Here is an 18,915-nt window from a genome sequence, read left to right as displayed (position 1 = left end):
TCACTCTTCTTGGTCAACTAGGAGAAGGCGGTGTTGACAAGCGTCGCCGGAACCGTGAAATCTCAACTCATTGCGAATCGGATCGCCTTTCGGTGACGCGGGCGATATTCAATCCACAATGGACGGTGATCGGTGTTGCGGACACTTCTGGTGGGGCTGGGACGAGCGGGCGCGCAGCTGCACCTCCCGGTGCTCGCGGGCGCTCGTGCCGCCGCGCCGCAGTTGTTCGACGACGAGCCGGTCGTGGGCTGCGACCCGTGGCGGACGCCGCCCGGGAGACCGGGGCTGATCGTCCGGGAAAGCCTGGCGTCCGCCGCGGCGGAAGTGGACCCGGCGCGGACCGTGGCGCACGTGTGCACGCCGCCGGAAAGCCGGTCCGACGTGCTCGCCGAACTCGCGGGACTGGGGTTCCGGCGGTTGGTGGTGGAGAAGCCGCTGGCCATCGACACCGACGAGCTGTCCCGGGTGATCGAGCTGCGCCGGCGACACGGACTGCGGATCGCCGTCGTCGAGCCGTGGCTGACCAGTTCGCTGACCGCTCGGCTGACGGCGCTGGGGCGGGACGGGCGGCTGGGCGAGCCGCGCTCGATCACGCTCGTGCAGAACAAGCCGCGATTCCGGCGCTCGCTGACCACGACGTCGCACCGGACGGCGTTCGACGTCGAACTGCCGCACGGCGTGGGCTTGGCGTTGCGCCTGGCCGGCAACGCCCGGGTCACCCACGCCTCCGGCACCGACCTGGTGGTCGGCAAGACGCGGGTGCCCCGCATGGGTGGCGCCCGGGTGGGGCTGCGGCACACCAACGGCACGCGCACGGAGATCGAGTCGGATCTGACGTCCCCGGTGCGGGAACGGCGCGTCGTGCTGCGGTTCGAAAACGGTACGGCGGTCGGGCACTACGCGGTCAGCTCCGACGACCCCTACTCCCAGCTGACCGTGACGGTGGACGGCCGACGCGAGCACCAGGTCCTGCGGGACGACTCGCTCACCGAGTGGATGATCTACGCCTACCGGTTGTTCCAGGGCAGCCGGGACCAGCACGCGAAAAGCTTCTCCGTCGCCTGCGACGTGGCCAGGCTGCTGTCGGTGGCCAAGAACATCAGTGCCGAGCCGGTGGTCCCGGCCGGTCACGTGCCGGTGGCCGTCAGTGCGCTCTGAGGCCGCGGCGACCGCATCCCCGCGGCACGCCGGCGACGCCGTCCTGGCCGGCATCACCGACGAGGCGGCCCCGGACCTGGCCGGCCAGCTGGCCGTTCTCGCCGAGCTGGGCTGGTCGGCCGTCGAACTGCGCACCGTCGACGGGCTGGCCGTCGCCGACCTGGACGAGCGGCACTTCGCCCGGGTGGCCTCGACGCTGGCCGGCCACGGCGTGCGGGTGGTGTGCGTGGCGTCGCGGATCGGCGGCTGGGCCCGGCCGATCACCGCGCCGTTCGCGGACGACCTGGCCGAACTGGCCGTGCTGGCCCGGCAGTGCGCCGTCCTGGGCACCCGCTACGTGCGGATCATGTCCTATCCCAACGACGGCTTGGACGAGTACCGCTGGCGCGCGCGGGTGCTCGACCGCGTGGTGGCGCTGGCCCGGGCCGCCGAGGCCGCCGGTGTCGTGCTGCTGCACGAGAACTGCTCGGGGTGGGCCGCCTCGGACGCCGGCCGGATGCTGCAGCTGCTGGCCGCGGTGAACGGCTCCTCGCTGCGGTTGCTGTTCGACACGGGCAACCCCGTCGCCCATGGCTACGACGGCTACGAGGTGTTGCGGCGCGTCGCGCCTCACGTCGCGCACGTACACGTCAAAGACGCCCGGGGCACCGCGTTCGTCGATCCCGGCACGGGCGAGGCGCGCGTGCGCGACTGCGTGCGATTGCTGCGCTCGGCCGGCTATGCCGGGGCGTGGTCGCTGGAACCGCACGTGGCGCTCCAGCCGCACCGCTCGGACCGGCCGGCGGAGGGCGCGGCGGCGGCGTTCGTGCGCGCGGGGCGGGCGCTGGCCGGGCTGTTGCGGTGATCGCCCCGGATCGCGACCTGCTGCTGGAGCTGCTGCGCACGCCCACCGCGGGTCCGCTGGAAACCGACGGCGAGGTGCGGCTGTGGGACGCCGTGCACGCTTACGCCGGGGCCGCGCACGCGTTCGGCATGCACACCGCGCACCTGGGGCCCGCGTCGCCGGAGGTGATCCGGCGGGCTGATGTCCCCGCCGTCGTGCGCGAGGCGGTGCGGCGTGACCCGGGCTTCCTGGAGTGCCAGCCGAGCCTGGTGCTGCGGCTGGGCCACGCCGAGCCGGCCGTGATGTTCAACGTGCACCTGGACACGGTCGCCCCGGTCGAGCCGGTGGGGTTCGACGGCGTCCGGTTCCACGGCCGGGGCGCGATCGACGCCAAGGGCCCCGCGGTGGCCTTGCTGGCGGGCCTGCGGGAGGCGGCCCGCGATCCGGCGGTGGGCCGCGACGTCAGCGTGCTCGTGCAGGCCGTCTCCGGCGAGGAGGGCGGCGCGATGGGCGTCTACGGCACCCGGCCGCTGGTGGAGGCGGGCTTCCACGGCACGCTCAACGTGTTCTGCGAACCCACCGGCCTGCGCTGCCTGCCGCGCTGCACCGCCGCCATGACCGCGGCCGTCGTCGTGCGCGGCGAAGACGCGATCGACGACGAGCCGCACGCCGGGCACAACGCGACGGTGCTGCTCGGGTTCCTGGCCCAGCACCTCGCGCTGGTGCTGGCAGGGTGCGTTCCGGACGGCTGGGTGTGCGTGGCGGGCCTGCACACGGGACGGCTGCACAACCGCGTCTACGGCTCCGGCGAACTGCTGTTGAACCTGTCCTACGGAAGTGCCGAGTCGGCCGCGGTCCTGACCGGGGCGCTGGAGGAAGGGCTGCGGGACGGTCTGGTGGAGTTCACCGAGCGCTTCCGGGGCACCCAGCCGTTCCGCCGCACCGCCGTCGACGCCTCCGCGATCACGGCGCTGGAGTGGCGCAAACGCGGCCTCCCCGCGCTGCGCGACCACGACGTGCCGGACCTGGACGGGATCGCGCCGCCCTGGCCGGCCGGCGAGCCCGGCTTCACCTGTGACGCGATCTGGCTGGCCGACGTGCCCGGGACCCGGACCGCCGTGCTGGGGCCGGGATCGCTGGAAACCAACAACGCCCACGCGCGCGGCGAACACGCCCACGTCGAGGAACTGGACCGGTTCTCGGCGGTGGTGTGCGAGCTGGTCACGCGCTTCGCCCGCAACGGAGGACGATGAACGTCGTCGTGCCCTACCCCGAACTGGTCTCGACCGTGGCGGGGGTGTTCACCGGCCGCGGCGTCCCGCCCGACCGCGCCGATACCGCGGCCCGGGCGCTCGTGCACGGGGACCTCACCGGCGTCACCTCGCACGGCTTGGTCAACCTCACCCGGCTGTACCTGCCGCTGCTGGCGTCCGGTCGCGCCGATCCGGCGGCCGACATGGAGATCCTCACCGATCTGGGCGCCTGCGTGCTGGCCGACGCCCACCGCACCCTCGGCCTGTGGTCGGCCTCCCAGGCGATGGACCTCGCCGTGTCGCGCGCCGGGCGGTACGGCGTCGGCGTGGTGTCGCTGCGCGGCGCCACGCACATCGGGTGCGCGGGGTTCCACGCCGCCCGCGCCGCCGACCGGGGCGTGATCGGCCTGGTCACGTCCAACTGCGGTGGCCAGGTCATCGCCCGGCCACCGGGCGGCCTGGCGAAGGTGCTGGGCACCAACCCCTTGGCGCTGGCCTGCCCCGCGGGCGACCGGCACCCGTTCGTGCTGGACATGTCCACGACGGTGGTGCCCACCGGCCGGGTCCGGGCCGCGGCGCGGGCGGACGAGCCGATCCCCGCCGGGTGGCTGGCCGCCGACGACGGCACGCCGGTCACCGACCCGGCCGCCTACGACCGGGGCGAGGGCCACCTGCTGTGGCTGGGCAGCGCCCCGCGGACCGGTGCCTACAAGGGCTTCGGACTCGGGCTGCTGGTGGAAGCGCTGTCGGCACTGGTGTCCGGTGCCGCGCTGGGCCCGGTGCGGGCCGGGGACACCGACGACGACATCGGCGTCATGGCGCTCGCCATCGCGCCCGCGCGGCTGCGGACGGGCTTCGCCGACGACGCCGACGCGTTGTTCTCCGCACTTCTGGGTTGCCCGCCGGCCGACCCGCGCCGCCCGGTCGTCTACCCGGGCTGGCACGAAGGGGAACGGGCGGCATGGCGGCGGACGCACGGCGTGCCGCTGCCCGCCGGCTTGTACGAGGAGCTGCTCGCCTCGACCCTGCGGGCCGCGGGGTGATCCGGCTGGGGGTGGTCGGACTCGGCGTCATCTCCCGCTTCTACCTCGCCGCGATCGACCGGCTGGCCGGGTTCGCACTGGCCGCCGTGTGCGATCCGCGCCCCGAGGCCCGCGTCGGCCATGCGGTGCCGGCGTTTTCCGGCCACCGGGCGATGCTGGCCGCCGGCCTGGTGGACGCCGTGGTGGTGACCGCGCCGAACGACGCGCACGCGGCGATCTGCCTCGACGCGATCGAGGCGGGCCTGCCGGTGTGCGTGGAGAAGCCGCTGGACATCGATCTGACGCGCGGCCGCGAGCTGGCGGCGGCGGCCCGCGCACGTGACGGGGCGCTGTTCACCGCGTTCCACCGGCGGTACAACGACAACGTCCTCGCCTTGCTGGCCGAAGTGGACGGCCGGCCGCTGGAATCGGTGACCGTGCGGTACTTCGAACGCATCGAGGAGCACGTCGGAACCGACCGCTGGTACCTCGACGCCGCCCGGTCCGGCGGTGGTTGCGTGGCCGACAACGGCCCCAACGCGCTCGACGTGGCGCGCCTGTTCGCCGGTCCGCTGCGGCTGTGCGAAGCGCGCGTCGGCCGGGACGCGGCCGGGATCGACCGCCACGCCGTGCTCACGGCGCGGGGGAGGGCGCCGGTGCGGGTGGAGCTGGACTGGTCCTACCCGGGCGAGGTGAAGGACGTGACCGCACGTCTCGCCGACGGCCGTGAGCTGCGGGCGGACATGCTCGCCGGGCACGACGGCTTCAAGGGCTCGCTGTGGCACGAATACGAGGGTGTGCTCCGGGATTTCGCGCGTGCCGTGGCCGCCGGCGGCGCGTGGGCCGACGGTGGCTTGGCCGCCTTGGCCTTGGTGGACGAGGCGTACCGAAGGGAGAACACGTGATCGAGGACGGGCCGAAGCGCGCGGTGCACAGCCGGGTGGTCAAGGTGCTCGTGCACCGCCGCGACGACCGCGGCATGCGCCTGGAGCCGTTCGCCAGCCGCTGCGTCCGCCAGGGGGAGGTGCACGAACTCGTCACGACCGACCACCCGGTGACCGCGGACCGGATCGATCGGGTGGGGTTCCTGGGCTTCGTGGAGATCGACGACGCCGGGGTGATCGACCGCGGCGACGAGGTGTGGCTGGAAGGCGAGCTGATCGGCACGGTGCTGGGGTTCGACGCGTGCCACCACCCCAACCACTACAACATCCTCATCTCCACGCCGCGGCCGCACACCGGACCCGAGGTCGGGATGCACCCCGAGCGCACCGTGCGGTTCAGCCGGCCCGCCGGCGTCGCGCACTGACCGCACCCACGACGGACGGGCCACGGAGAGATGCTCCGGGCCCGTCCGTCGTGGGTGAACCCCTCAGCCGAGCAGCGGCACGTCCAGCGTGCCGAAGTGGTAGGCCTTCACCGCCGCGACCAGTTCGTCCACGGTCAGCGAGCCGTTGCCGTTGGTGTCGATGAGACGGAACGACTCCTCGGCCTTCGCCCGGCTCACCCCGGCCGCGCCCAGCCACTTGGCGAACTCGTCCGGGCTGACCTCGCCGTCGCCGTCGGTGTCGCACACGTTGAGGATCGCCTGGATCATCGGCCGCACCACGCGCCCGAACCCGGCGTCACCCCCCTTGAACACCTCCGCCTCGATGACTTCGGTGAACTGACGGCGGTCCAGCGCGCCGTCGCGGCCGACCCCGGCCCGTTCGGCGAGGTACTCGAAGGTGCCGGTGAACGACTCCACCAGGGCGCGGCCCTGCGGGGTGGACGGCGACTCGCCGAACGCCTCGAGGATCCGGCGGGCTTCCGCCTCCAGGTCGGACCGCTCGATGCGGCCGTTGCCGTTGCGGTCCCACTTGTCGAAGCGGAGTTCCAGGCGCTTGTTCTTGACAGCAGTGGTCATTTTCTGCGTGCTCCTTCAGCATGCGGACGGTGTCATGACCGCGGCCGGGGCTCCACCCCCGGTCGCGGGTTGCTACAGGCGGTGGACCTCCTCCCCAGGTACGCGACCCGTGACGTCGAGCAGGAGCCGGGCGTTCCTGGCCAGGCGGCTCAGGTCGTAACCGCCGTGCCCGACGAGCAGGACGGTCACGTCCGCGTCGCGCAGGGCGGAGTCCAGGTCGGACACCGGTGGTCCGAGTTCGGGCACGGGGCCGGTCACCGGGTCGTGGTAGCGGACGTGCGCGCCGAGCGCGGTCAGTTCGGCCGCCACCCGCAGCGTCGCCGACTCGCGCGTGTCCGGTACCCCGGCCTTGTACGCCACGCCGAGCAGCAGCACCGTGGAGCCGGCGAGTTCGAGGCCGGCGCCGGCGAGCAACCGGGCCGCTCGTTGCACCAGGTAGGACGGCATGGCGGAGTCCACCTCGCGCGCCGCCTCGACGACGCCCAACCGGCTCCCGGCGCGGCGCGCCTTGTCCAGGAGGTAGCGCGGGTCCACCGGGATGCAGTGCCCGCCCACGCCGGGGCCGGGCGTGAACGAGGCGAACCCGAACGGCTTGGTGCCCGCGCAGTGCAGCACGTCCCAGATGTCCAGGCCGAGCTCGCCGCAGAACATCGTGACCTCGTTGACCAGCGCGATGTTCACGTACCGGTAGGTGTTCTCCAGCAGCTTCGCCATCTCGGCCTCACGCGTGCCCCGTGCCACGACCACGGTGTCCACGAAGCGGCTGTAGAACGCGACGCACTGCTTGGCGCACAGTGGCGTGTGCCCGCCGACGACCTTGGGGGTGTTGCGGATGCCGTACCGCCGGTTGCCGGGGTCGACCCGTTCCGGCGAGTACGCGAGCGAGAAGTCTTCCCCCGCCACGAGACCGCGGCGCTCCAGGATGGGCCGCACCACCTCGTCGGTGGTGCCGGGGAAGCTGGTGGACTCCAGGACCACCAGGGTGCCCGGACGCAGGTGGCCGGACACGGCGGCCGCCGCGTCGCGCACCGCGGACAGGTCCGGGCCGCCGTCCGGCCCGAGGCCGGTGGGCACGCAGATCACCACCGTCTCCGCCCGCGCGATCACGGCCGGATCGCCGGTCACCGCGAACCCGTCCGCGCGCAACGCCCGCAGCTGCGCGCCGCTGACGTCGGGCACGTGCGACCGGCCCTGTCCCACCTGCTCCCGCACCGCCGGAGACGTGTCGTAGCCCACCACCGACAGGCCGGCGGTGGTGGCGGCGGCCGCGAGTGGCAAGCCGACGTACCCGACCCCGACGACGACGAGATCGACGGACACGTGCATCCTTTCAGCTCGGTCGGAATGTGTGCGCACGGTTGCCGATCAGACGTGGAAGCTCGCCGCGGCCGGGGGGACGTGCGATCCCCAGTTCGCTTTCACGGTGAGGATGGGGCTGCCGAAGCATTCGGGCGTCCCGTAAACCCGCACCGGCCGGTCGGTGCGGTTGGCGAGCACGTGCGCTCCCTCGGGGAGCGGGTAGCAGCCATGAGGGTTTTCGTGGACGTCCAGCGGGACGACTTCGGTGGTGAAGACCACGACTTCGCCCGTCGCGGCGACGGCCGCGGGACTGGCCGACACCAGCAGTGCAGCGACCGCCACCGTGCTCGAAAGGACTGCCGTAAACCGCTTCATCTTTCCTCCAAGAGGGAAGTCCCGTCGTCATCAGCGAAACTAACAGCCGATTCCAGGGAAACCGCGGCTCGAACGGAATGCCACTCGTGCAGGTCGCGGTGCGATGCGGGAGTTCAGTCGGATGGCGGCATATTGTTCTGGATCGAGTGCGCGAAATCCTCGCGGAATCGCCTTGGTTCACGATGTCGGGTGACCGGTGACGCGGACACAGTGATGCACAGTGAGCAGGGAAGCGTGGTGCACACCACAAGGTGAACCGGTCCCCGGCGCGTTCCGCCGAGGACGGCAGTGGGTACCCGGGCGCTCGTCGACCGACGAGTGGAGGATGTGGCATGGCGAACCGGGCTTTCAGCTGTGCGCGGGTGGCGCTGCCGGCGCGGCTGGAACTGGACGACGACGACGCGATGGCGGCGTTCGTGAAGGCGATGCCGTCCATGGCGACCGCCTCGGAAGCCGATGTCGCCCGGCTGGTACGCACCATCCGCAACCTCAACGCGCAGCGCGTCACCCCTGATGTCGCCGCGGCAGAGCGGCACCTGCGTCGCGGTCCACGCGTATTCCCCGCGAATGCCGCCATGCCGGCGTCCGACACGCCAGGACGCCGTCGGCGCCGGCTCCGTTGGGGAAGCGGATGGACGTCACCGGGCGCCTAGGCGCTCCCCCGGCCAGGGCCGGCACGGTCAACCCGGGCGCCTGCAAGAAGGATTTGCCGAACGGGTGCGAGGTTCATGCGCGCCGATACCGGGGCACGGTCGTACTGCGTCCTGATCATGTCTTGCGCTCCGGACGGGAAGGCCGACCGTGGCTTCTGCCACGTCCGCGGGCTTCTACCAGCCGCCGTCGCCGCCGGTCCCCGGCCGTGGGTCGACGCCGCGGTCGGCACCCAGGGGCTCGGGCCGCAGTGCGCGCCGTCCAAGCAGTTCGCCACCTCGACCGAGCAGGAACTGGAATCGGTCGCGCTGCTGCAGGCTCGGGGCTGGGGCGTCGTGGTGAGCGACTACGAGGGCTACACCACCGGTGCCACCCCGACCTACGTCGCCGGGGTCTCCGAGGCGCATTCCGTGCTGGACATGGCCCGAGCGGCCGCCTCCGTTCCGGGAACGGGCATTTCCCCGGCGACGAGGTGGGCCACCATGGGCTACTCCCAAGGTGGCGGGGCGTCGAGCTGGGCCGCGTCCCTGGCCTCGGCCTACGCGCCGGACCTGCAGCTGATCACCGACGTGTCCGGCGGTTGCCGGCCGACATCGCGAACGTCGCCGAATCACTGGACGGTAGCCTGCTCGGAGAGGGCCTGCAGCTGTACGCGTTGATCGGCCTGCAACAGGCCTACCCCGGCCGGTTCCCGCTCGATGACTCCCTCAGCGCGTCGCCAGTTTTCCGCTGAAGAAGTTCAGCGGCTACTCCACCGGCGAAATGATCCGGCAGTTCGACGCACGCCCGGACGTCGCCGCGGTGTACGCGGAGAACAACCTGACCACCCGACCGGCGCCGACCGTGCCCGTGTTCCAGTACCACGCCGCCTTCGACGAAATCGTGCCGCTCGGCCAAGCGCAGGCCCTGAACCGCGCTTGGTGCTCCGCCGGCGTCCGCACCGTGTTCGCGCTCGTGCCGGGTGACCACATCGCCGGCGAGACCGCCGGCCTGCCGGCCGCGCGCCTGGCTGGGCGACCGCTTCGCCGGGCGGCCCGCACCCACCACTTGCTCCTGACCTCACCGAACACCCGCGCGGCTCCCAACGAAACCGGTATGCCGCGCACCTCCGCCGACGTGATGGCCTGTCTGCTCATCTCCGGCGCGGCGACCTCCTCGCACGCGGTCGCTGTGTCGCAGCAGCAGGAGGGCTGATCCGTCGCGACAGCCACAGGCGGCGCCACCGGTAGTTCCTCGGCGCGAACGCGGGCGTCCGCTCGGCGGGTGGTCGGTGTCCGGGCCAACCAGCGCCTCGCCGCCACGCCGAGTCCCGCCGCATCGGAAACATCGGGTTATGCCGTGGTGCCACAGGAACAGCAGGACGGTGGCGCCGCCGGCCGATGATGTGTGCGGTGTCGAGCATCGACCAGTGCCCGACACCGCCCGGTTACGTCATCTGGTTGAGCGGGTACGTGTGGCGCTCGCCGTGGTGGGGTTGGTTCGCCAGCCTTGCCAGCCGCGGCACAGCACGTAGGCGACGGCCGTCGCCGCTACGAGGCTGAGGTCGATGGGCCAGGTCGTCGCGGCGTCGGGTGTGTTGCCCGTGGCCGCGACGATGCCGAAGACGGTGATGGCGATCTTGTGGAGGAAGATGAGCTCCCAGGGGCCGCGTTGGTTGCGCGGCGCTGTGATGATCATGGTGTAGAGGCCGGCGAAGAGGAGGTAGGCGAGGGTCCGCCATGCTTCGGACATCAGGCGATCGGGCGAGACGGTGAACAGAATGCTGATGCCGTACGTGAACGCGCCCAGTGTGGCGATCGCGCAGAGGGCAAGCAGTACTCGTCCGATCCTGTCTGCCAAGGCTGAGGGTCGGTCGTCGGTGCGGGCGTCAGATCGGACAGTCATGGTGGCTCTTTCTCGAAATGCCGTATCCACCGGGAAAATGGCAGATTGTCGCGTGTGGACAATCAGGCGAGGTGGCCGGTCAGCCGCTCCCAGTTGCCGGATCCGATGGCGGCTTTCTCCTCCTGGGTGAAGGGTGCGTTTTCGAGGAAGGATCTGGCGATGCCGCCGCTGGTGTCCAGGTAGGGGAAGCCACCGGGGCGGGTGCCGAAGGTGTAGGGGTAGTCGGTCGAGTAGAGCATGCGGTCGGTTCCGACGACCTCGGCCGTCCAGCGTAGGTAGCGCTCGCTGACGGTCCCGCTGCCGGCCACCCAGAAGTTCTGGCGGAAGTAGTCGGCCAGCGGCCGCTGCAGCTTCGCCATGCCCTGCAGGACGCCGACGTGATCCAGGTAGAACAGGACGACCTCGCCCCAGTGTCCGGCGATCACCTGCAGTTCGGAATGCCGGTCGAACACCCCCGAGAAGATCATCCGCAGGTACTGCACGCCGAGGTCGTAGTACCAGCCCAGCCCGGCGGTCGCCAGCGCCGGACCCACGCCGTCGGGCAGTCCCGAGTAATACGCCTCTTGGACCGCCTGCACCGGGGCCTGGGGGTGGAAGTGCAGCGGGACGCGAAGCCGTTCGGCGGTGGCGTAGAGGTCGTCGAATTCCGGCGAGTCGGCCAGTTTGTCGCCGGTGCGGCCGTACAGCATCGCGCCGCGGAAGCCGAGCCGCGTGACCGCACGCTCCAACTCCGCCGCGGCGGCTTCGGGTGCGGACGTCGGGATGGCCGCGAGTGCCTGGAACCGCAGCGGGTTGGCGTCGACGATCTCGGCGAGCGCGTCGTTGGCCTCACGTGCGACGCTCACGGCGTCGGCCGCCGCAAGGTTCTGCACGCCCGGCGAGGCCAGGGACAGCACCGCGACATCGATGCCCTGGTCGTCCATGTCGGCGAGACGTCGATCGCCGACGTCACGCAGCCGTTGCGTGACCGGGTGGTCGTCACCGTAGCGGTGCGGCTGCACTCCGGCCCTCTTCCACGCGTCGAGCAGAACCGGCAGGACCAGGTGTTCCTCAAGACCGATGATGCGCAGCTTGTCGGACATGTCGAACATTCCTCCACCAGGTGTTTCCAGTGATACTGGCTGCAGCGTATCACTGGAAAGATCGATGGAAGCAAGCTTGCGTTATCTTTGATACGAGGCTGGTGTCAGTCTCCAGATGGGGGTGGCGTAGCCGCCAAACGGATTGATGACGGTGTCGGCGGTCGCGGCGTCGCCGGTGAACCCCCGGACGATCTTGATCCAGTCGCTGAAGTCGTACGGCTGGTTGCGGTCGGCCGGGTTGCTCTTGTTCGCCCGGAGAACGTTCCAGTGAGCACGCGCCGACCTGGTCGACGGCATCCATCGTGCGCCGGCGACAGCGCCGAGGTCGCCGCAATGGAGTCCGGCCGGTTCTGACTGGTCGCGGCCGGCTGGTGGGGCGGCATGGGTGCCGATCCCGTTCACGCGCCTACCGGATTGATGATCATTTGACAACTGTGTGTCTCGTCTCGTTCGCTCCATGTAACAGGCGTGGGAGGTTCCGCCGATGTGCGGTGCGGGCGAGGGGATAGGTATTCCCGACCTTCGAGCACCGGACAAGACGTGTGCGAAGAGCCCTGGCAAGACCCGCGGCGGCGAGAAGTGCTCCGTGGGCCATTGGGGGCGACCACGGCGGAATGCCGGGTTGCCGGGGGAGGAACTGGCTGTGTTGCGGTTGTCGCATCCTGTCCGCCGAGTCCGCTGGGCGAGAGCCGTTGTGCTCGCCTTGACGATGATCCTGCTTGTCAGCGGTACCGAAGCGATCGCGGCCCCGCCGCGCTCGGCTGAGGCGCCGAAGCCGATCGATCCGCGTGAGGTCGGCTTGCTGCCTTCGGCCGCGGCGGCGCCAGTGGCGGCGCAGGTACCGTCGAAGGCGGACTTCGCAGCTCAGTCCCGGTTGGACGGTGGCGCAGGGACGCACTTCGACCCGCAGCGGTCGAAGCCGGTGTCGCGGACGATGTTCACCACCGAGTACGTCAACCCGGATGGCACGCATTCGGTCCGGGAGTCGAACCAGCCGCTGAACGTCCAGGACGAGCAGGGTCAGTGGCAGCCGGTCCAGACCACCCTGGAAACCGACCCGGCGACCAAACGCGCCGACGCGGACAACCACCCGTTGAGCCCGTCGCTGGCCACCAAAGCCAACGACGCCGCGGTGCTGCAGGTCGAATCCGGCGGTCACACCGCGGGCCTGGCCCTGGACCAGTCCGCCCCGGCGGCCGCGGCGGTCAAGGGTGACTCGGTCACCTATCCGGAGGTCGCCGCGGGCACGGACCTGGACTACGAGGTCACCCCCGGTGCCGTGAAAGAGACCATCAAGCTCAAGCGGCCGCCGGCCGATGGGCGTTCGTCGTGGAAGTTCAAGCTGACCACCGGGGATCTGACGCCGAAGCTGGAGAAGAACGGCTCGGTCACTTTGGCCGACAAGAGCGGGGCCGCGAAGTTCGTGCTGCCGCCGATCGAAACGTGGGATTCCGCGGGTGGTGGGGTGACGGCGCCGGCGATGACCGGCGGCAGCTACGCCTTGGACAAGGCCGGCAACGACTGGTGGCTGACCGTCGCGGTGGACCCGAACTGGCTGCGTGACCCGAAGCGGGTGTATCCGGTATCGGTGGACCCCACGGTGACGTTCGGGGTGCAGTACTCCTTCGCCTACCGCTCGGATGGCACCAACTGCAACAACTGTGGTCTGCGGGTCGGGAACAGCCAGGCCAACGGGGACACCTACAACCGGTCGGTGGCGCACTTCGACTATTCGCCGCTGTGGGGCAAGACGGTGGTCGGCGCGACCATGGACCTCACCCGCAACACCAGCGTGGTCGGGTCGGTCAAGACCTGGAACACGAACCTCTACCACGCGTCGAACAACGACTTCAACGGTGTCGGGCCGTTCCTGGCCGGCGCGTTGGTCGGGGACGTGGGCTCGTTCTCCAGCCAGGCCTTCACGGACTTCCTGCGGGGCCGGGTCAACGCCCGCGATGTCAACGTGTCGTTCATGCTGATCGGTGCGGAGAACGCGGGCACGTGGACGTACAAGAACCTCAACGCCACCCTGACCGTGGACACCGGTACCCCGGCGCCGGCGACGACGCTGGTCGGCCCGGCGGACGGCACGGTGTCGACGTCGCTGACCCCGACATTGTCGGCCGCCCCGGTGACCGACCCGGACGGTGACGCGGTGAAGTACTGCTTCCGCATCGCCACCGGCGCCGACGGCAAGTCCGGCGTCGTGGCCGAGTCCGGCTGCCTGACCACTCCGACCTGGACGGTCCCGGCGGGAGTGCTGCAGGACGGGGTCGCCTACACCTGGCAGGCGATGACCTACAGCGGCGCCACCACGATCACCCCGACCTGGATCGGCCATCTGAAGATCGATCAGCGCATCGGCAACCACGGCCCTTCGCCGGTCGACACCGCGGGGCCGGTCAGCGTCAACCTGGCCAATGGCAACGCCTCGGTATCGGAGGCCAGTCCGAGCTTCACGACTGTCGCAGGAAGCGCTGGTCTGACGTTCACCTACAACTCCCAGCAGGTGGAGAACAAGGGCCTGAAGGCGTCCTACTTCGCCGACCTGTCGCACAACGGGATCATCAACGACGCCCAGCAGCCGGTGCTGGTGCGGCCCGAGCCGCAGGTCAACGTCGACTGGGGCACCGACTCGCCGTTCGCGCCCGCGCTGCCCGCGGACTGGTTCGTCGCCCGCTGGGAAGGCTTCTTCCAAGCCCCGGTCACCGGGACCTACCAGTTCGCCGGGGTGCACGACGACGGCGGCACCGTGTGGATCAACAACGCCAAGGTCTACGAGGTCAACAACGCCAGTGACCTGAACTGGACCCAGTCCACCAACGTCTCGCTGACCGCCGGCCAACGCGTCCCGATCAAGGTGGAGAACGCCGAAGCGACCGGTGCGGCGAAGATGCGGCTGTTCGTCCGCACTTCCGACAACACCACCGTCGCGCCGCAGATCGTCCCCGCGGACTGGTTGTTCACCAGTGACCTGCCGGTGCTGCCGCAGGGCTGGACGCTCTCGGCCGACCTGGACGGTGACGGCTCGAGCTACACCGAAGCCAAGGTCACCGACCAGAACATCGTCTTGACGGACGCGTCGGGAGCCAAGCACACCTGGACCAAGAAGAGCACCGGCGGCTACACCGCCCCCGACAACGAAAGCGGGATCCTCGCGCTCGACACTGCCGGCAAGGTCACGCTGACCGATGGCGGCAGCGTCTACGTGTTCCGCTCCGACGGCAAGCTGGAAAGCCAGTCGAGCGTCGTCGACAGCCGCAAACCGGCCACGCTGCAGTACATCTACGACGGATCGCCCTCGCGGCTGCGAGAAATCAAGGACCCCGTCTCCCAGCGGTCACAGGTTCTGCACTACAACCGCGCGGGCGACGACTGCTACGGCGCAGCCGGCGCCCCGGCCGGGGCGGATGCCCTCGCGCCGGCTCAGATGCTGTGCCGGATCAGCTATTGGGACGGGACGGAAACCCGCCTTTGGTACACCCAGGGCCGGCTTTCCCGTATCGAGGATCCGGGTGCCGAAGTCAGTGACTACGGTTACGACGCAACCGGCCTCATGACCACCCAGCGGTCGTCGTTGATCAACGACTGGATCGCCGCCGACCCGGCCAACCGGGCCAATGCCGCCGACGTCCGCTCGGAGATCAGCTACGACACCAGTTCGGGAAAGCCGAAGGTCTCCGGAGTTCTCGTCCAGGCTCCCGCGCCCGGTCAGCCCCGGCCCCGGCGCGGATACACCTACGATCCTGCCGGCAAGTCGACCTCGCTGACCGTCGCCGGATCGGCCCCCGCCGCCGGATTCTTCTCCAAGGTCACCTATGACGACGCCGATCGGCTGTTGAGCACCACCGATGCCACTGGCAGGACCACCAGTCAGACCTGGAACCAGAAGGACCAGAAGCTGACTTCGACCGACTCGGCAGGTCGCGTCTCGACAACGGTGTACGACTACGCCGACCGTCCGGTCGACTCCTACGGGCCCGCTCCCGCGTCGTGCTTCACCGGGCAGACACCGGCCGCGGGCTGTGTGAACTCCGTGCCTCGCAGCCACACGGCTTACGATGAGAACCTGACCGGGCTGTCGGCCGCGTTCTACGACAACATCACTCTCACCGGAGCGCCCAAGGCATACACGACCGGAATCGGCGGCGCCGGCGGGAGTGTGAAGAGTTCCTGGGAGTACGGCACGGACGTCACCCCCGGGCTTTCGGGTGACGCGTTCTCGTTGCGGTTGAACGGCGAGATCGCATTCCCCGCCGCGGGCGACTACAAGCTCCGTGCCTCCGTCGACGACGGCATCCGCATGTGGATCGACGACCAGCTCGTCATGGACTACTGGCAGATCAGCAACGTCACCGAACGCCAGGCCACCGTCCACAGCGACACCGCGGGCCAGGTCAAGAAGATCCGCATCGACTACTACGACAACGGCGGATACGCCAAGCTCGACCTCAACTGGACGACCCCGGCGGGAGTCCAGGAACTCGTACCCGGAACTCAGTTGCGGCCGCGCTACGGCCTCGCCACGTCGACCACGACGTCGGAATCCAATGGGGTTCCCGACAAGGTGAGCACCAGCCAGTACACCGAAGCAGGGCTCGACGCCGCCTACGGTCTGGCGACCAGCGCCACCACCGGGTCGGGCACCACGCGGCTGACCACCGGGACCTCGTACGAGACCCCTGGTACGGGCTACCTGCGCGCGACCAAGAAGACCATGCCCAGCGGCGCGGTCAGCGCCATCGCCTACTACGGGGACACCGAGGCGCGGAGCAACCCGTGCGTGGCGGGAAGCCCCGCGATCAACCAGGCCGGGCTGACGAAGACGACCGTGTCGGCCACGCCGGCGAACGGGCAGGCTCGTGTCGACGAGCAGGTCTACGACGCTTCCGGACGCATCCTCGCGAAATCCGTTTCGGGCGACTGGACCTGCACCACCTACGACGCCCGCGACCGGGTGCTGACGGTGAAGACCCCGGCGAACCCGACCGCACCCGAGCGCACCGTCACCAACGACTACGCCGTCGGGGGCAACCCGCTGATCACATCGGTCTCGGACGCCACCGGAACCGTCACCACGCAGCTCGACCTGCTGGGCAGGGTGGTGTCGTACACCGACGTCCACGGAGTCCGCACGACCAGCAGCTACGATCTCGTCGGGCGGGTCGTCGAGCAGAAGGTCTTCCCGCCGGGCGCGGGTGACGTCGTCCAGAGCACCACCTACACCTACGACGACGCAGGCCGGGTACTGGACACCAAGCTCGGCAACACCGTGCTCGCGACGACCGGCTACGACAACGCCGGCGAGCCGTCGAGCGTCACCTACGCCAACGGGGTCGCGTTGACCGCGATCGGCAAGGACGACGCCGGCCGTCCGACGACGCTGACCTGGAAGACGCGGGACAACAAGACCGTCGTCTCCCAGGTCGGCAGAACTCGGGCCGGGACCATCGTCGACGAATCGCTGGGCGGGCTCGATCCCCGGCCGGACGGACCCAACTACGGCTACGACGCTGCGGGCCGGATGGTCGATGCGTACGTGGCGGGACACCACTACACCTACGACTTCACCTCGTCGGCCTCCGCGGTCTGTCCCACCGGCACACAGGCGAACGCCGGGCTGAACACCAACCGGATGCGAATGCTGGACCAGACGGCGTCGGGCACGGCCGAAACCGGCTACTGCTACGACGCGGCCGACCGGCTCCTCGCCACGAACGGGGCCACCACCATCACCGGGGTCGGCTACGACTCCCACGGGAACACCACTCAGTTCACCAGCGGGGCCTCGACCACCTTCCTCGGGTGGGACTCGGGTGATCGCAACCTCACCGCTCGCACGACAGGAGCAGACCCGGCCGACATCGCCTACGCGCGCGACGCGACGGATCGGATCGTCCGGCGCAGTGTCACCCAAGGCGACAGTTCCGGCGATGTCCTGTACGGGTACACCGGCAGCGGGGACGAAACCGATCTGACACTGGGAGCGGACAAGCGGCTTCTCACCCGTTCGATCACCTTGCCCGCGGGTGTGCTCTACTCCGCCAAGTTCACGAACGGCGGTTCTTCGGCCGGCTGGGACCTGCCCACCGTCCGTGGCGACATCGCGGCCAGCTGCGACGACGCCGGCAACCAGGTCGGTGAACTGCGCAGCTACACCCCCTTCGGCGAGCCGCTCACCAGCACGGGAACCGTCGACAACGACGCAGTGCCCGACAACCAGCCCGGCCAGCTGGACTACGGCTGGCTCGGCCAGCACCAACGTGGCTACGAACACGCCGGTGCGCTGGCGCTCGTCCAGATGGGTGCTCGTCCCTACAGTCCGCTGCTCGGCCGGTTCCTCTCCGTCGACCCCGTCGAGGGAGGATCGGCGAACGACTACGAGTACGTCATGGCCGACCCGGTCAACAAGCTCGATCTCGATGGCCGTAACTGGTTCACCAGTGCGGTCGGCTGGGCCGGTCACAAGGTCGCCCAAGCCGGCCAGTGGGCCTGGAACAACCGCGGCACGATCGTCACGGTCGGCGCGACCGTAGGCTGCTTTGTTCCCGCTGTCGGATGGGGGGCCTGTGGTGCGCTCCAAGCCGGGGCACTTGCCGTTCGGGCGCAACAGCGCGCTCAGGAAGGCGGAGGCTGGAAGGCCACGTGGAAAGCGAACACCGCGGATGCGCTGTTCACCGCCGCGACGTTCGGCACCGTCGGCATCGGTGCCCGGCTGGCGAAGTTCGGCCGTCTGAAGTTCTGGCGGCAACCGAAGATCTACACCAAGACGTGGAAGAGCATGCGCTGGTGGCACAAGGGCATCGTCGGCGCCGGTTCGGGCGGCGCGCAGGGCCTGAGGTTCTACGGCTGCCGGGTCCACCACCGCGGCTGCTGACCTCGGCGGTTAGTCTGGGGTGTCCGGCGAAGCGGTTCGCCGGACACCCCAGACCCTTCCGAATGTCGCGGCCGGTTCGTCTTTTCCAGGCGGGAGAAAGAAACCACATGTCACAGCAAAGCCGCCGAGCGCGGAGAGTCAAGCTCGGTTCTTCATGGAACCTCTTGCTGGATGCGTGTGGGCTCGTGTTCGCAGGCATCGGAGTCGCCACCATTTTCTTCGGCTTCGACGCGGCGTCGAAAATCATCGGTATCGCCATCGTCGCGCTCGGCGCTTACTTTTTGCTTCTCGGCGTGCGCAGAGGAGTCGTGGTCGATCAATCCGGAATCGTCGTGCGGTCGGGCGTGCGTTCGTCGGAGCCGATTCCGTGGCCCAGCGTCGGCACTATCGAGGTGGAGGAGACCCGTCTCCCGATCGTCCGTCTCTGTGTGCCGAACGTGGTCGTCCGAGGCTCTGCCGCAGGGGAGCCGGTGCCGCTGCGCCCGCTGGCTTACTACCGTCTCACCGGCAGCCGCAGGTCCAGGCAGGTCGATCGGCTCAGCTCTCTCGTTTCCGAGCACCGGCGGGATTGAGGTCTCGGCGGCC

General features: G+C 69.9%; 17 protein-coding genes. 11 read left to right on the top strand and 6 right to left on the bottom strand.

The features are described from left to right. Positions 1-132 precede the first annotated feature (132 nt). Genes ACFVYA_RS05015 through ACFVYA_RS04990 form a run of 6 tightly spaced genes read left to right on the top strand, consistent with a single transcriptional unit; the run spans position 133 to position 5,565 of the window. Positions 133-1,158, top strand: coding sequence for a Gfo/Idh/MocA family oxidoreductase (locus ACFVYA_RS05015; RefSeq protein WP_387042540.1), 1,026 nt, complete (start codon positions 133-135; stop codon positions 1,156-1,158). Next, positions 1,148-2,002, top strand: a complete 855-nt coding sequence (locus ACFVYA_RS05010; protein WP_387042537.1) for a sugar phosphate isomerase/epimerase family protein — start codon at positions 1,148-1,150, stop codon at positions 2,000-2,002. The genes ACFVYA_RS05015 and ACFVYA_RS05010 overlap by 11 nt, the downstream gene beginning before the upstream one ends. Next, positions 1,999-3,234 carry a M20/M25/M40 family metallo-hydrolase gene (locus tag ACFVYA_RS05005; RefSeq protein WP_387042535.1) on the top strand — a complete coding sequence of 412 codons (1,236 nt, stop codon included), beginning with the start codon at positions 1,999-2,001 and terminating at the stop codon, positions 3,232-3,234. Before ACFVYA_RS05010 ends, ACFVYA_RS05005 begins: the two co-directional genes overlap by 4 nt. After that, complete coding sequence (locus ACFVYA_RS05000) at positions 3,231-4,277, top strand: Ldh family oxidoreductase (protein WP_387042532.1); 1,047 nt, start codon at positions 3,231-3,233, stop codon at positions 4,275-4,277. The genes ACFVYA_RS05005 and ACFVYA_RS05000 overlap by 4 nt, the downstream gene beginning before the upstream one ends. After that, on the top strand, positions 4,274-5,161 hold the full coding sequence (locus ACFVYA_RS04995; RefSeq protein WP_387042529.1) for a Gfo/Idh/MocA family protein: 888 nt from the start codon (positions 4,274-4,276) through the stop codon (positions 5,159-5,161). Before ACFVYA_RS05000 ends, ACFVYA_RS04995 begins: the two co-directional genes overlap by 4 nt. Further along, the gene (locus ACFVYA_RS04990) at positions 5,158-5,565 is read left to right on the top strand and encodes a DUF6917 domain-containing protein (RefSeq protein ID WP_285992761.1); all 408 of its coding nucleotides are present in this window, start codon (positions 5,158-5,160) and stop codon (positions 5,563-5,565) included. The genes ACFVYA_RS04995 and ACFVYA_RS04990 overlap by 4 nt, the downstream gene beginning before the upstream one ends. A gap of 63 nt (positions 5,566-5,628) precedes the next feature. Here the strand turns inward: ACFVYA_RS04990 and ACFVYA_RS04985 are convergent, their stop codons facing one another. The 3 genes from ACFVYA_RS04985 to ACFVYA_RS04975 all read right to left on the bottom strand — a co-directional run bounded on the left by ACFVYA_RS04985 (position 5,629) and on the right by ACFVYA_RS04975 (position 7,836). Continuing rightward, on the bottom strand, positions 5,629-6,162 hold the full coding sequence (locus ACFVYA_RS04985; RefSeq protein WP_387042525.1) for an EF-hand domain-containing protein: 534 nt from the start codon (positions 6,160-6,162) through the stop codon (positions 5,629-5,631). A gap of 72 nt (positions 6,163-6,234) precedes the next feature. After that, a complete protein-coding gene (locus ACFVYA_RS04980; protein WP_387042522.1) occupies positions 6,235-7,482 on the bottom strand; it encodes a nucleotide sugar dehydrogenase in 1,248 nt (415 codons plus the stop codon). A gap of 45 nt (positions 7,483-7,527) precedes the next feature. Further along, a complete protein-coding gene (locus tag ACFVYA_RS04975; RefSeq protein ID WP_285992758.1) occupies positions 7,528-7,836 on the bottom strand; it encodes a hypothetical protein in 309 nt (102 codons plus the stop codon). 332 nt (positions 7,837-8,168) lie between these two features. On the opposite strand from ACFVYA_RS04975, the gene ACFVYA_RS04970 reads away from it, so the two are divergent. The 3 genes from ACFVYA_RS04970 (at position 8,169) to ACFVYA_RS04960 (ending at position 9,681) form a co-directional block, all read left to right on the top strand. Continuing rightward, positions 8,169-8,489: a hypothetical protein gene (locus ACFVYA_RS04970; protein WP_387042518.1), complete on the top strand. Its 321-nt coding sequence runs from the start codon at positions 8,169-8,171 to the stop codon at positions 8,487-8,489. 75 nt (positions 8,490-8,564) lie between these two features. After that, on the top strand, positions 8,565-9,146 hold the full coding sequence (locus ACFVYA_RS04965) for a lipase family protein (RefSeq protein ID WP_387042515.1): 582 nt from the start codon (positions 8,565-8,567) through the stop codon (positions 9,144-9,146). A gap of 70 nt (positions 9,147-9,216) precedes the next feature. Continuing rightward, entirely contained in the window at positions 9,217-9,681 is a 465-nt protein-coding gene (locus ACFVYA_RS04960; RefSeq protein ID WP_387042561.1) for a lipase family protein, read from the top strand. 237 nt (positions 9,682-9,918) lie between these two features. Here the strand turns inward: ACFVYA_RS04960 and ACFVYA_RS04955 are convergent, their stop codons facing one another. The 3 genes from ACFVYA_RS04955 to ACFVYA_RS04945 all read right to left on the bottom strand — a co-directional run bounded on the left by ACFVYA_RS04955 (position 9,919) and on the right by ACFVYA_RS04945 (position 11,855). Beyond that, entirely contained in the window at positions 9,919-10,371 is a 453-nt protein-coding gene (locus ACFVYA_RS04955) for a hypothetical protein (RefSeq protein ID WP_387042512.1), read from the bottom strand. A gap of 62 nt (positions 10,372-10,433) precedes the next feature. After that, the gene (locus ACFVYA_RS04950) at positions 10,434-11,453 is read right to left on the bottom strand and encodes an amidohydrolase family protein (protein ID WP_387042509.1); all 1,020 of its coding nucleotides are present in this window, start codon (positions 11,451-11,453) and stop codon (positions 10,434-10,436) included. A gap of 81 nt (positions 11,454-11,534) precedes the next feature. Next, on the bottom strand, positions 11,535-11,855 hold the full coding sequence (locus ACFVYA_RS04945) for a hypothetical protein (RefSeq protein WP_387042506.1): 321 nt from the start codon (positions 11,853-11,855) through the stop codon (positions 11,535-11,537). 307 nt (positions 11,856-12,162) lie between these two features. Here ACFVYA_RS04945 and ACFVYA_RS04940 point away from each other — a divergent pair, with 307 nt between their 5' ends. Both ACFVYA_RS04940 and ACFVYA_RS04935 read left to right on the top strand, forming a co-directional pair. Further along, entirely contained in the window at positions 12,163-18,330 is a 6,168-nt protein-coding gene (locus ACFVYA_RS04940) for a PA14 domain-containing protein (protein ID WP_387042503.1), read from the top strand. Between the two features lie 107 nt (positions 18,331-18,437). After that, complete coding sequence (locus tag ACFVYA_RS04935; RefSeq protein ID WP_387042501.1) at positions 18,438-18,902, top strand: hypothetical protein; 465 nt, start codon at positions 18,438-18,440, stop codon at positions 18,900-18,902. Positions 18,903-18,915 lie beyond the last annotated feature (13 nt).

It is taken from the genome of Amycolatopsis sp. NPDC058278 (assembly GCF_042881395.1).
GTDB lineage: Bacteria > Actinomycetota > Actinomycetes > Mycobacteriales > Pseudonocardiaceae > Amycolatopsis.
This window is presented reverse-complemented; position numbering and strand designations above follow the sequence as displayed.